Below are 12538 nucleotides of genomic sequence, written 5' to 3' on the forward strand. Positions count from 1 at the left end.
GGCCCGGGCCCCGAAAAACTTTCGTCAGGTGCGGATCAGGCGGGCGATCGCCTTGGACGCCTCACCGACCTTGACCTTGGCCTGGTCTCCGCCGGCCTCGATGGCCTCCGTGACGCAGCAGCTGAGGTGCTCGTCCAGGAGGGCCACCGCGCAGGACTGGAGCGCCGCGTTGATGGCGGAGACCTGGGTCAGGACGTCGATGCAGTAGACGTCCTCGTCGACCATCCGCTGCACCCCCCGGACCTGGCCCTCGATCCGGCGCAGGCGTCTGATGATGTCTTCCTTGTGCTGTACGTAACCGGCCACGTCGGCCTCCTTGTTCGGACAGTTACAGCAGGCGGTGGTGACGGGCGGGTTACTTGTCTCGGCTGTCGGCGGCCTGGAAGCCGCGCAGGCGCAGGCTGTTGCCGACCACGAAGACCGAGGAGAAGGCCATCGCGGCGCCGGCGATCATCGGGTTGAGCAGTCCGGCCGCGGCGAGCGGCAGGGCGGCCACGTTGTAGGCGAAGGCCCAGAAGAGGTTCGAGCGGATGGTGCCGAGGGTCTTGCGGGAGAGCCGGATGGCGTCGGCCGCGGCCCGCAGGTCACCCCGTACGAGGGTCAGGTCGCCGGCCTCGATGGCCGCGTCCGTACCGGTGCCCATCGCCAGGCCCAGGTCCGCCTGGGCGAGCGCGGCGGCGTCGTTGACGCCGTCGCCGACCATGGCGACCGAACGGCCCTCGCCCTGCAGCCGCTTGACCACGTCCACCTTGTCCTGCGGCATGACCTCGGCGATGACCTCGTCGATGCCGACCTCGGCGGCGACGGCCTCGGCGACCGCCTTGTTGTCACCGGTGAGCAGGATCGGGGTGAGGCCGAGGGCGCGGAGCCGCCGGATGGCCTCGGGGCTGGTCTCCTTGATCGCGTCGGCGACCTCCAGGACCGCGCGGGCCTGGCCGTCCCAGGCGACCGCGATGGCGGTCTTGCCGGCCTTCTCGGCCGCTTCCTTGGCGGCCTTGAGGGACGGGGTGAGCTCCATCGCCCACTCCTGCAGCAGCTTCTCGCGGCCGACGAGGACGGCGTGGCCGTCGACGACGCCCTGGACGCCGAGTCCGGGAATGTTGGCGAAGTCCTCGGGGGTGGGCAGGGTGCCGACCTTGGCGGCGGCGCCCGTGGCGACGGCCTGGGCGATCGGGTGCTCGGAGGAGTGCTCCAGGGCCCCGGCGAGGCGCAGCACGTCGGTCTCGTCCGTACCGGCGGCGGTGTGGACCTTGATCAGGGTCATCCGGCCGGTGGTGACGGTGCCGGTCTTGTCCAGGACGATGGTGTCGACCTTGCGGGTGGTCTCCAGGACCTCGGGGCCCTTGATCAGGATGCCGAGCTGGGCGCCGCGGCCGGTGCCGACCATGAGGGCGGTCGGGGTGGCGAGGCCGAGGGCGCACGGGCAGGCGATGATCAGGACGGCGACGGCCGCGGTGAAGGCGGAGGTCAGCTCCTGTCCCGTACCCAGCCAGAAGCCGAGGGTGCCGAGCGAGAGCGCGATGACCACGGGTACGAAGACCGCGGAGATCTTGTCGGCGAGGCGCTGTGCGGCCGCCTTGCCGTTCTGGGCGTCCTCGACGAGCTTGGCCATGCGGGCGAGCTGGGTGTCGGCGCCGACGCGGGTGGCCTCGACGACCAGGCGGCCGCCGGCGTTCAGGGTGGCGCCGGTGACGGCGTCGCCGACGGAGACCTCGACGGGCACGGACTCGCCGGTGAGCATGGAGGCGTCGACGGCCGAGGAGCCCTCGACGACGATGCCGTCGGTCGCGATCTTCTCGCCCGGGCGGACCAGGAAACGGTCGCCGACCTGGAGTTCGGCGGTCGGTACGGTGACCTCGCGCCCGTCGCGCAGGACCGTGACCTCCTTGGCGCCGAGCTGCATCAGCGCCTTGAGCGCGGCGCCCGCCTTGCGCTTGGAGCGGGCCTCGAAGTAGCGGCCGGCCAGGATGAAGGCGGTGACGCCGGCGGCGGCCTCCAGGTAGATGTTCCCGGCGCCGTCGGTGCGGGCGATGGTGAACTCGAAGGCGTGCGTCATGCCGGGCGTGCCGGCGGTGCCGAAGAACAGCGCCCACAGCGACCACAGGAACGCGGCGATGGTGCCGACCGAGATCAGCGTGTCCATCGTGGCGGCGCCGTGCTTGGCGTTGGTCCAGGCGGCCTTGTGGAAGGGCCAGGCGGCGTAGGTGACGACCGGCGCGGTGAGCGTGAGGCTCGCCCACTGCCAGAAGTTGAACTGGAAGGCCGGGACCATCGCCATCGCGATGACGGGCACGGCGAGCGAGACGGCGGTGATCAGGCGCTGGCGCAGCGGGCGCAGCTCCTCGTCGGCCTTCTCCTCGTCGGAGGGCCCTTCGGGGGCTCCGACGGCGGCCGGGCGCTCGGGCTCGGGCTCCTTGGCGGTGTAGCCGGTGGCCTCGACGGTGGCGATGAGGTCGGCGACGTCGATGTCGGCGTCGAAGGTGACCTTCGCCTTCTCGGTCGCGTAGTTGACGGTGGCCTCGACCCCGTCCATGCGGTTGAGCTTCTTCTCGATGCGGGCCGCGCACGAGGCGCAGGTCATGCCGCCGATGGCGAGCTCGACCTGGGCGGTGCCCGGAGTGGTCGTGGTCATTTCCTGCTCCTCGGTTTCGCTGAGTTCGGGGGCCGGGGCCCGGGCGTGGTGGGCGAGCCCCGGCGGCCGGTTGACGCGGCCGCCTGAAGCGGCCGGGTCGGTCAGGCGCGGCCGGTCAGCTCGTAGCCCGCGTCGTCGACCGCCGCGGCGATGGCGGCCTCGTCGGGCTCGCCGCCGGTGACGACGGTGACCTTGCCGGCGGCGACGTCGACGTCGACGGAGATGACGCCGTCGAGGGCGCTGACGGAGTTGGTGATCGCGGTCTTGCAGTGGCCGCAGGTCATGCCGGAGACGGCGTACACCGTGGTGGTGGCGTCGGCGACGGCGGTGGTCGTCGAGATCTCGACGGTGTTGGTGGAGCAGCTGTTGTCGGGGGTGCAGCAGGAACCCATGTCGTCCTCCATCGTGCGGCGGGGCTTCGGATACCCTCGGGGGGTATCGGTTACGAGACATGTATACCCCCCGGTGGTATCTCACGCAAGTGTCGACCCGACTTGACTTGATACCCCCCAGGGGTATGGTGAAGTGCAGTTGAGTGAGTCCGAAGACGACCCATGTACGGGAGAGCAGCCATGAACACCGGAGTGAAGATCACTGCCTTTGCCGCCGCGCTCGCCGCGACCTTCGGGACCGCGTACGGGGTCGGCAAGGGCGTCGGCCCGATCGGGGAACCGGCGAAGTCGGAGCACGGCGACCACGCGGCGGCCACGCCCGAGGGGGGCGGCCACGGCGGCCACGAGGGCCACGTGGAGGCGGCGAACGCGCCCGCGGCCGGCGGCCTGCAGATCTCCGAGAACGGCTACACCCTCGCGCTCGACACCCCGACCCCCAAGGTCGGCAGGAGCACGCTGAAGTTCTCCATCAAGGACGCGAACGGCCGGAAGGTCACCGCGTTCACCACGGAGCACGGCAAGGAGCTCCACTTCATCGTCGCCTCGCGCGACCTCACCGTCTTCCGCCACCTGCACCCGGTGCGGGCCGCCGACGGCACCTGGTCGGTCGACGCGGACCTGCCGGCGGCGGGCGCGTACAAGGCGTTCGCCGACTTCAAGCCGGCCGCGCCGGGCGCGAAGGGCGTCACGCTCGGCGCGGACCTGTCGGTGCCGGGGGCGTACGCGCCGAAGCCGCTGCCGCCGGTCGTGCCGGTCGCCGACGTCGACGGCTACCAGGTCCGCCTCGGCGGCACGCTCGACCCGGGCAAGGCGGGCGAGCTGCGGCTCACGGTCACCAAGGCGGGCCGACCGGTGACGGACCTCCAGCCGTACCTGGGCGCGTACGGACACCTCGTCGCGCTGCGCGAGGGCGACCTGGCGTACCTGCACGTGCACCCGAACGAGGGCGGCCCGGGCCCGGACGTCTCGTTCACGGCGACGGCGCCGAGCACCGGCACGTACCGCCTGTTCCTCGACTTCCAGCACGAGGGGAAGGTGCGGACGGCGGCGTTCACGGTGCGGACGGGCGGGGCGGGCGTGACGGGTGCGGCGACTGAGGCAGGACACGATGCGGGCGGCCACGCACACGGCTAGTCTTGGCCACAGTCAGTGGACTAGACCTTTCGGCCTCTGGGGGCCGGCCGTGCGATCCGTGGAGGAATGGGCTCGATGAGCAACCGTGCAGTGCTGGAGGTGATCGCCCTCGACGAGGCGGACGCGGTCGCCGCCCAGGCCGGTGGGGCGGACCGCCTGGAGCTGGTCACCGACATGGCGGCGGACGGGCTCACCCCGTCCACGGCCGGCTTCTCCGCGATCCGCGCCGCGGTGGACATCCCGCTGCGCGTGATGCTGAGGCTGACGGACGGTTTCGCGGCCGGCGACGTCGAGGCACTGGTGGCGCGGGCGTCGGAGCTGCGGGCGGCGGGCGCGGACGAGTTCGTCCTGGGCTTCCTGACGCCCGACGGCGACGCGGACCTGGTGGCGGTCGAGCACCTGATGGCCGTCCTGAACGGCTGCCGCTGGACCTTCCACCGCGCCATCGACCGCGCCGCCGACCGCGACGCCCTCCGCAAGCAGCTCGCCGACCTCCCGGGCCTCGACACCTACCTCACCGCAGGCGCCGCCACCGGCGTCGACGACGGCCTCCCCGTCCTGGCCGCGGAGGCAGCCCGTGCGGGCGAGCCCGGCTACGAGCCCCGGATCCTGGTCGGCGGCGGCCTCCGCCTCGACCACCTCCCGACCCTGCGCGCCGCCGGCCTCACCGCCTTCCACATCGGCGGCGCGGCCCGCCCCCAGGGCTGGACGGCGCCGGTGTCGGCGGACGCCGTACGGACGTGGCGCGAGGCGATCGACGCGTAGGCGCGAGCGCAGGCCCAAGCGCAGGTGCAGGTGCAGGCCCCAGCGCAGATGCAGGCCCAGGCGCAGGCGCGAGCGCAGTGGCAGGCGTCGTCGTCCGCCGTCAGTCGCCTGGACCGGCGGCGTCGACCAGCAGCTCGCGCAGGGCCGTCGCGGTCTCCGAGGGTTCGGCAGGGGTGAGGACGACCTGGTCGGCGGTGGTCGAGGGGCCGGTCAGCGGGATGACGCGCAGGCCCGGCGGCCGGTGGTCGAGAGCGGACTCCACCGTGATGCCGATGCCCGTACCCGCGGCGACATGCGCGGCGATGGCGTGGACGCTGTCGGCGGTCCTGATGATGCGCAGGTCGGCGCCGCCGATCCGGAAGGCGGACAGGAGCCGGTCGCACAGGCCGCTGTTGATCTGGTGCGGCCAGGTCAGCAGATCGGCGGTGGACAGCTCGGCGGCGCTCAGCTCGGCGTGACCGGCCAGCGGGTGGGTCGCGGGGACGAGCGCCATGAATCGCTCGGTCGACAGCACCCGCGCCCGTACGCCGGTGACGTCGCCGGTCGCCCAGCCGATGCCGAGACCGACCGTCTCCGCGCGCAGGGCGGTGAGCTGGGCCGTGGTCGGCATCGCCTCCGGCACGATCGTCACGCCGGGAAAACGGTCGCGCAGGCGCGGCAGGCAGCGCAACAGCAGCTGCTGGTCGGTGTATTCGGCGTGGGCGACGACGAGGGTGGCGCCGGTGCGGTCACCGGCGGCAAGCGCCCGTCCGCGCTGCTGGAAGCGGCGCAGCTGGGCCAGGGCGGCGTGCGCGTCGGGCAGCAGCGCCGTGCCGAGCCCGGTCAGCGACACGCGGCGGCTGGTGCGGTGGAACAACCGCCCGCCCAGGCTGCTTTCGAGCCGTCTCACGGCATCACTGACGGTGGGCTGCCCACGATGCAGACGCGCGGCGGCGCGGCCGAAGTGGAGCTCCTCCGCGACCGCCACGAAGGCTTCGAGCTCCATCAGTTCGATCCTGTCCACGGGGCCAGGCTAACGCGATCGATCGGTGGGACCGATCGCTGCGGGCCGGAGTTCGGCGTTGATGCCCTGTCGTGCCCGGGCTGAGATGGACGGGCACGCAGTGATGTCCCCACGACCGGAAGCAGCGAAGAGACATGACAGCCATTGAGGTTGAGCGTCACGGGCACGACGCCCCGACGGCCACGGTGACGGTGGTCTACCACTCGGTCCACGGCCACACCCGGGTCCTCGCCGAGCACCTCGCCGACGGGGCGCGCCGGGTGCCGGGCGTCCGGGCGCACCTCGTCGAGATCCGGGCCGAGGACGTCACCGCCGGCCGCTGGCACGACGCGGAGGCGCTGGCGCTCCTCGACCGCTCCGACGCGATCGTGCTCGGCTGCCCGACCCTGATGGGCAGCGTGTCGGCGGTGTTCAAGGCGTTCATGGAGGCGGCCTTCACTCCGTTCGTCACCCAGGCATGGAAGGACAAGCTGGCCGGCGGCTTCACCATGTCCGCCTCGCAGAGCGGCGACAAGCTGGCCGTACTGGAACAACTCAGCGTCTTCGCCGCCCAGTTGGGTATGCAGTGGATCGGCGTCGGCGACATGCCGGGCAACAACTGGAGCGGCGGCTCCCGCGACGACGTCAACCGGCTGGGCTCCTGGCTTGGCCTGATGAGCCAGAGCCACGCCGACCAGGGCCCGGAACACGCCGGCTCCCGCGGCGACCTGATCACCGCGGAGCGCTACGGCGAGCGCATCGCCCGCCTCACCCAGCGCTGGGTCAACGCCGTCCCGTACGACACCCCGCGCATGACCGAACACGAGGCCCGCGCCCTGTCGGCGTCTCTCAGGGAGCCGGCCGACGCCTGACGACGCCTGACACGGGCCGTCGCAAACTCCGTGGCGGCCCCTCCACCGCCCTCGTTAGCCTCCCGCGCATGCAGAACACCCTCATCGACGCCGCGCTCGTCCGCCGTCTCGTCGCCGCCCAGTTCCCGCAGTGGGCGCACCTGCCCGTGCGGGAGGTCGCTTCCGCCGGGACCGACAACGCCATGTTCCGGCTCGGGGACGGGCTCGTCGTGCGGCTGCCGAAGGCGGAGTGGGCCGCCGGGCAGGTGGAGAAGGAGGGGCGGTGGCTGCCGGGGCTGGCCGCCGGGTTGCCGTTGGAGGTGCCGGTGCCCCTGGGGGTTGGGGTGGCCGGGGAGGGGTTCGGGCAGGCGTGGGGCGTGTACGAGTGGCTGGACGGGGCCGACGCGTACGAGGCGCCCGTACGGGATCTGGCGCACGCGGCCGTCGCGCTCGGGCGGTTCGGGGTGGCGCTGCGGGCGGCGGACGCGGCAGGGGCGCCGATGTCGTTCCGGGGCGGGCCGGTGACCGCGTGGGAGGACGGGGCGATGGCCGCGGCGCTGCGGGACCTGGACTCCGCGCACGCTTCCGCCGCGGCCGCAGCCTGGGAAGAGGTGCTGGCCCTGCCGCAGTGGGAGGGCCAGCCGGTGTGGGTCCACGGGGACCTGCTGCCCGGCAACCTGCTCACCCGCGACGGCCGGCTCAGCGCCGTCATCGACTTCGGCGGCCTCGGCACCGGCGACCCCGCCTGCGACATGATGGCCGGCTGGACCCTCCTCACCCCCGAGACCCGCCCGCTCTTCCGCGAGGCGGCCCAGGTCGACGACGCGACCTGGGCGCGCGGCCGGGGCTGGGCGCTGTGCTGGGGGATCGTGACCGAGCACTACCACCGGGAGAAGAACCCGGTGCTCGCCGCCGTGGCCCGGCGGGCCTGGTCGCAGGCGCTTCCCGAGTACGGCCCGTGCGGTCCTGCGACGGCGTGATCGTCGGCCCAACTGCTGTGTTAGTTCGGCCACGTGAAGGATCGTCAGCCCAGCTGCTCCGGCAGATCAGCCATGTGGATGACCGTCAGACCAGACACCGCACGCGTCAGCGCCACGTACAGCCGTCGCAGCCCCGTCCGTTCGTCCGGCTCGCCGTCCACCACCGCAGCCGGCTCGTCCAGGACCACGTAGTCGTACTCCAGGCCCTTCGCGAGCGACGCCGGTACGAGCGTGAGGCGCGACTCGGCCGTGGTCTCCTCGCCCGGGGAGAGGTACGCGAGGCCCGCCGCGTCCAAGGCCGCCGCCAGCGGGGCGATGCGGGCGTCGGCGGCGATCAGGCCGATGGAGCCCTCGTGGCGGAGGGATTCCACGCAGGCCGCCACCACGTCGCCGTCGAGGTCGTCACTGCGCCGGATGACCAGCGAACCCGGGTTCTCACGCACCGACTTGACCTCCGCGAGCCCCGGCGACATGTGCGGCAGCAGCCGCGACGCGTACGCGATCACCTCGCGAGGCACGCGGAAGCCGGCCGTCAGCTCCTCGACGTGCGCCTCCGGCTTGCCCAGGTGCGCGAGGGCCTGCGCCCAGTTCTCCGTGGCCCACGGGGTGGTGCCCTGCGCGAGGTCGCCGAGGACGGTCGCCGACCCGGTCGAGCAGCGCCGGCCCACCGCGCGGTACTGCATCGGGGACAGGTCCTGGGCCTCGTCGACGACGACGTGGCCGAGCGAGTGCGTGCGCTCGATCAGGTCGCGGGCCTCGTCGACGAGGACCGCGTCCGCCGCCGACCACTTCGCCGACTTCACGCTGCGGTAGGGCTTGGCCCACAGCAGCGCCTTCTGCTCGTCCTCGTCGAGGATCCCGGCGGCGTGCTCGGCCAGGAACTCCGCGTCGCCGAGCAGCCGCAGCACCAGCTTGGCCGGGTCGACGGCCGGCCAGCACTCCTTCACGACGGCCTTCACGGCCGCGTTGCGCGCGACCGCGTTCTGCACCCGGTCGTCCGGGGCCTCGCCCGCCTGCTCCATCCGTACGAGCACGGCGTGCGCGATGCGCTGCGGCAGGGCCTCGCGGGCCGCGCCGTAGCGGATGTCGCGGTCCGTGAGCTCCCGGACGATCCCCTCGATCTCGTACGCCGGGACGCGCCAGCGCCGCGAGCCGCGCACCACCATCAGCGGCTCCGTCGGCAGCTTCACGTGCGCCCACACCGCGCGCCGCAGCACCTCCGCCATCCGGGCGTCGCCCTTGACGACGGCGGTCGCCGCCTCGTCCGTACCGCGCACCTCGACGTGGGCGACGAGGTCGTCGACCGTCGCCTGCTGCACCTCCAGCTCGCCGAGCGCGGGCAGCACCTGCTCGATGTAGTGGAGGAAGGAGCGGTTCGGCCCGATGACGAGGGTGCCGGTGCGGGCGAGCCGCTCGCGGTGCGCGTAGAGGAGGTACGCCACTCGGTGCAGGCCGACGGCGGTCTTTCCGGTGCCGGGGCCGCCCTGCACGCACACCGTGCCGGACAGGTCGGAGCGGACGATCTCGTCCTGCTCGGGCTGGATCGTCGCCACGATGTCGCGCATGGGGCCGACGCGCGGCCGCTCGATCTCCGCCTGGAGCAGGCGGCTGGTCTGTTCCAGCTCGGCGGGGTCGGAGAGGTGCTCGTCCTCGTACGCGGTGAGGTCGCCGCCCGTGTACCCGAAGCGCCGACGCAGGCCGACGTCCTGCGGGTCCTTCCTCGACGCCCGGTAGAACGGCTGCGAGACCGGCGCGCGCCAGTCGATCACCATCGGGTCGCCGTCGGCGTCGTGGACGTGCCGGCGGCCGATGTAGAACCGCTGGCCTTCCTGGGTGGTGTGCAGGTAGTCGAGCCGGCCGAAGAAGAGCGGCGTGTCGGCGAGGTCGGCGAGCGCCTTGATGCGGTCCTCGATCTGGCGGGTGAGGATGACCGCGTTCACCCAGTTCGCGGTGACGTCCTTGATGTCGAGCGACTCCACGTCCTCGCGCATCGCGCGCAGGGCGGCGCGGGAGGCGCTGAGGTGCGCGCGCTCGCGGGCGAGCGGCGCCGACGGGTCGTCTGCGGACAGGGCGGACTGTGCGGACACGGTGAAGCCTCCGGGTCGGGTACGCGGACACGTCAAGGTGGCCGCCGGTTTCCGACCGGACGGCGGCGCTCCACGCACGCCGTCGGGCACGACGGGTGGTACGGGAGGCGGGGAAGCTGGCGAGTGTAACGCCGGGCGGGGGCCGGGGGCGAACGGTTTTCACCCGCGCGGGTTCCGGGCGCGGGCGGGGTGGGGGCTTGGTCCCGGCCTCGCGCGGGTTCCTGGCCCTTGGCCCCGCGCGGGTTCCGGGCGCGGCGGGGGCGAGGGCCTGGCCCCGGCGCCCCCGCCCCGCCCACCTCACTCGCTCGTGAGCAGCTCGCTCGCGTCCACGATCCGGTACGCGTACCCCTGCTCCGCCAGGAACCGCTGGCGGTGGGCCGCGAAGTCCTGGTCGATGGTGTCGCGGGCGACGACCGAGTAGAAGTGCGCCTGGTGGCCGTCGGCCTTCGGGCGCAGGACGCGGCCGAGGCGCTGGGCCTCCTCCTGGCGGGAGCCGAAGGTGCCGGAGACCTGGATGGCGACGGTGGCCTCGGGCAGGTCGATGGAGAAGTTGGCGACCTTGGACACGACGAGGACGTTGAGCTCGCCGTTGCGGAAGGCGTCGAAGAGCTTCTCGCGCTGCGCGTTCGAGGTCTCGCCCTTGATCACCGGGGCGTCGAGGTGGGCGCCGAGCTCGTCGAGCTGGTCGATGTACTGGCCGATGACCAGGATCTGCTGCCCGGCGAACTTCTTCACCAGTGCCTCGGTGACCTTGCGCTTGGTCGCCGTCGTGGCGCAGAAGCGGTACTTCTCCTCCGCCTCGGCCGTCGCGTACGCCAGCCGCTCCGAGTCGGTCAGGTCGACCCGTACCTCGACGCAGTCGGCGGGCGCGATGTAGCCCTGTGCCTCGATCTCCTTCCACGGCGCGTCGAAGCGCTTCGGGCCGATGAGGGAGAAGACGTCGGACTCGCGGCCGTCCTCGCGGACGAGCGTGGCCGTGAGGCCGAGGCGGCGGCGGGCCTGGAGGTCGGCGGTGAACTTGAAGACGGGCGCCGGCAGCAGGTGCACCTCGTCGTAGACGATCAGGCCCCAGTCGCGGGAGTCGAAGAGCTCCAGGTGGGGGTAGATGCCCTTCCGCTTGGTGGTGAGGACCTGGTACGTGGCGATGGTGACCGGGCGGATCTCCTTCTTCGCGCCGCTGTACTCGCCGATCTCGTCCTCGGTCAGCGAGGTCCGCTTCACCAGCTCGTGCTTCCACTGGCGGGCGGAGACGGTGTTCGTGACGAGGATCAGCGTGGTCGCCTTGGCCTGGGCCATCGCACCGGCGCCGACCAGCGTCTTGCCCGCGCCACAGGGCAGCACGACGACGCCGGAGCCGCCGTGCCAGAAGCCCTCGACGGCCTGCTGCTGGTAGGGGCGCAGGGCCCAGCCGTCCTCGGCGAGGTCGATCCGGTGCGCCTCGCCGTCCACGTAACCGGCGAGGTCCTCGGCCGGCCAGCCCAGCTTGAGCAGCGTCTGCTTGATCTGGCCGCGCTCGGAGGGGTGCACGGCGACGGTGTCGGGGTCGATCCGCTCGCCGACCAGCGGCTGGACCTTCTTCGACCGCAGGATCTCCTCGAGGACCGGGCGGTCGGTGGTGGTGAGGACGAGCCCGTGGGTGGGGTGCTTGCTGAGCGTGAGGCGGCCGTAGCGCGCCATGGTCTCGGCGACGTCGACGAGCAGCGCGTGCGGGACGGGGTAGCGGGAGTACTCCACCAGTGCGTCCACGACCTGCTCGGCGTCGTGCCCGGCCGCCCGCGCGTTCCACAGCCCGAGCGGCGTCACCCGGTACGTGTGGATGTGCTCGGGCGCCCGCTCCAGCTCGGCGAACGCCGCGATCGCCCGCCGGCAGGCGTCGGCCTGCGGGTGGTCGACCTCCAGGAGGAGCGTCTTGTCGCTCTGGACGATGAGTGGACCGTTCACGTGTCGTGCGTCCCCTTTCGTGCGGCCAAACATCCAGTCTGCCGCATCGGCGCCGGAACGGGGCGGGGCATGGGATGCTCGTAAGACAGCTGTCATACGTGTGCGGCTTCGCGTACGCGTGGTACGAGTGCGAGGTGAGCCATGGCCGGACGTTCGGCCGAGTCGGCAGGCACCCCTGCCCAGGTCAGGCTGTCCCGGCAGGACTGGGCGGACCTTCGGGAGACCATGGCCATACTGCGCCTGGAATCCACGTCGGACGCCTTGCGGGAGGCCATCCGTCTGCTGCACCGGGAGGCGCGACAGATCGAGGCGGCCCGGAACATCGCGCGCTTCTACGGCGAGGGCGGAGCCCCGCGCCCCCTCCTCGACGAGCTGGTCACCGAGGCGGACCTCGCGGCGGCCGACGCGGCGGAGTTCTAGCCGTGGTGACAGCGCCGATGCCCCCGCTGCGGGGGCAGGTGTGGGTCTGCGCCTTTCCGCAGCCGATCGGCCCCCATCCCGTCGTCGTGCTGACGGCCAACCGGATCTCCCGCCGTCTGTCGGGGATCACCGTCGCTCTGGTCACGGGCGCGTCGGGGCCCGCCGAGACCCATGTCGCAGTCGGCCCGGAGAGCGGGCTGAAGAAGTACGTGGAGTCATACGTCGACTGCACCGAGCTGCACACGGTCGGCAAACCGCGCCTGCGCCGCATGCTCGGCCTGCTCGCGCCCTCCGAGCTCGCCGCGGTCGAGGCGCGGGTGCGGGTCGTGCTCGAACTGGACTGAGGTTCAACGC

At 72.5% G+C, this 12538-nt stretch carries 12 protein-coding genes; 6 read left to right on the top strand and 6 right to left on the bottom strand.

Annotated features, from left to right (window positions below; genetic code table 11):
• Nucleotides 1-24 precede the first annotated feature (24 nt).
• The 3 genes from ACWEJX_RS13035 to ACWEJX_RS13045 all read right to left on the bottom strand — a co-directional run bounded on the left by ACWEJX_RS13035 (nt 25) and on the right by ACWEJX_RS13045 (nt 3024).
• Nucleotides 25-306 carry a metal-sensitive transcriptional regulator gene (locus ACWEJX_RS13035; protein WP_128981368.1) on the bottom strand — a complete coding sequence of 94 codons (282 nt, stop codon included), beginning with the start codon at nt 304-306 and terminating at the stop codon, nt 25-27.
• A gap of 49 nt (nt 307-355) precedes the next feature.
• A complete protein-coding gene (locus tag ACWEJX_RS13040; protein WP_451607515.1) occupies nt 356-2632 on the bottom strand; it encodes a heavy metal translocating P-type ATPase in 2277 nt (758 codons plus the stop codon).
• Nucleotides 2633-2733: 101 nt separating this feature from the next.
• Nucleotides 2734-3024, bottom strand: coding sequence for a cation transporter (locus ACWEJX_RS13045; RefSeq protein WP_451607516.1), 291 nt, complete (start codon nt 3022-3024; stop codon nt 2734-2736).
• Between the two features lie 180 nt (nt 3025-3204).
• Between ACWEJX_RS13045 and ACWEJX_RS13050 the strand changes: the two genes are divergently transcribed.
• Both ACWEJX_RS13050 and ACWEJX_RS13055 read left to right on the top strand, forming a co-directional pair.
• Complete coding sequence (locus ACWEJX_RS13050) at nt 3205-4158, top strand: hypothetical protein (protein WP_451607517.1); 954 nt, start codon at nt 3205-3207, stop codon at nt 4156-4158.
• Nucleotides 4159-4233: 75 nt separating this feature from the next.
• Nucleotides 4234-4923, top strand: coding sequence for a copper homeostasis protein CutC (locus ACWEJX_RS13055; protein WP_451607518.1), 690 nt, complete (start codon nt 4234-4236; stop codon nt 4921-4923).
• Between the two features lie 100 nt (nt 4924-5023).
• Here ACWEJX_RS13055 and ACWEJX_RS13060 read toward each other — a convergent pair whose 3' ends face one another.
• Nucleotides 5024-5926: a LysR substrate-binding domain-containing protein gene (locus tag ACWEJX_RS13060; RefSeq protein WP_451607519.1), complete on the bottom strand. Its 903-nt coding sequence runs from the start codon at nt 5924-5926 to the stop codon at nt 5024-5026.
• 134 nt (nt 5927-6060) lie between these two features.
• Between ACWEJX_RS13060 and ACWEJX_RS13065 the strand changes: the two genes are divergently transcribed.
• Together ACWEJX_RS13065 and ACWEJX_RS13070 are read left to right on the top strand one after the other, a co-directional pair.
• Nucleotides 6061-6777 carry a flavodoxin family protein gene (locus ACWEJX_RS13065; protein WP_451607520.1) on the top strand — a complete coding sequence of 239 codons (717 nt, stop codon included), beginning with the start codon at nt 6061-6063 and terminating at the stop codon, nt 6775-6777.
• Nucleotides 6778-6845: 68 nt separating this feature from the next.
• Nucleotides 6846-7736 carry an aminoglycoside phosphotransferase family protein gene (locus tag ACWEJX_RS13070; RefSeq protein WP_451607521.1) on the top strand — a complete coding sequence of 297 codons (891 nt, stop codon included), beginning with the start codon at nt 6846-6848 and terminating at the stop codon, nt 7734-7736.
• A gap of 44 nt (nt 7737-7780) precedes the next feature.
• Here ACWEJX_RS13070 and ACWEJX_RS13075 read toward each other — a convergent pair whose 3' ends face one another.
• Nucleotides 7781-9823, bottom strand: a complete 2043-nt coding sequence (locus ACWEJX_RS13075; protein ID WP_451607522.1) for a HelD family protein — start codon at nt 9821-9823, stop codon at nt 7781-7783.
• A gap of 297 nt (nt 9824-10120) precedes the next feature.
• Nucleotides 10121-11764, bottom strand: coding sequence for a DNA repair helicase XPB (locus ACWEJX_RS13080; RefSeq protein ID WP_451607523.1), 1644 nt, complete (start codon nt 11762-11764; stop codon nt 10121-10123).
• A gap of 141 nt (nt 11765-11905) precedes the next feature.
• On the opposite strand from ACWEJX_RS13080, the gene ACWEJX_RS13085 reads away from it, so the two are divergent.
• Nucleotides 11906-12184 (top strand): hypothetical protein, encoded by a 279-nt coding sequence (locus ACWEJX_RS13085; RefSeq protein WP_403799471.1) that lies wholly within the window; start codon nt 11906-11908, stop codon nt 12182-12184.
• Between the two features lie 2 nt (nt 12185-12186).
• Nucleotides 12187-12528 carry a type II toxin-antitoxin system PemK/MazF family toxin gene (locus ACWEJX_RS13090; RefSeq protein WP_451607524.1) on the top strand — a complete coding sequence of 114 codons (342 nt, stop codon included), beginning with the start codon at nt 12187-12189 and terminating at the stop codon, nt 12526-12528.
• Nucleotides 12529-12538: the final 10 nt, after the last annotated feature.

Source organism: Streptomyces sp. NPDC004788 (assembly GCF_053601115.1).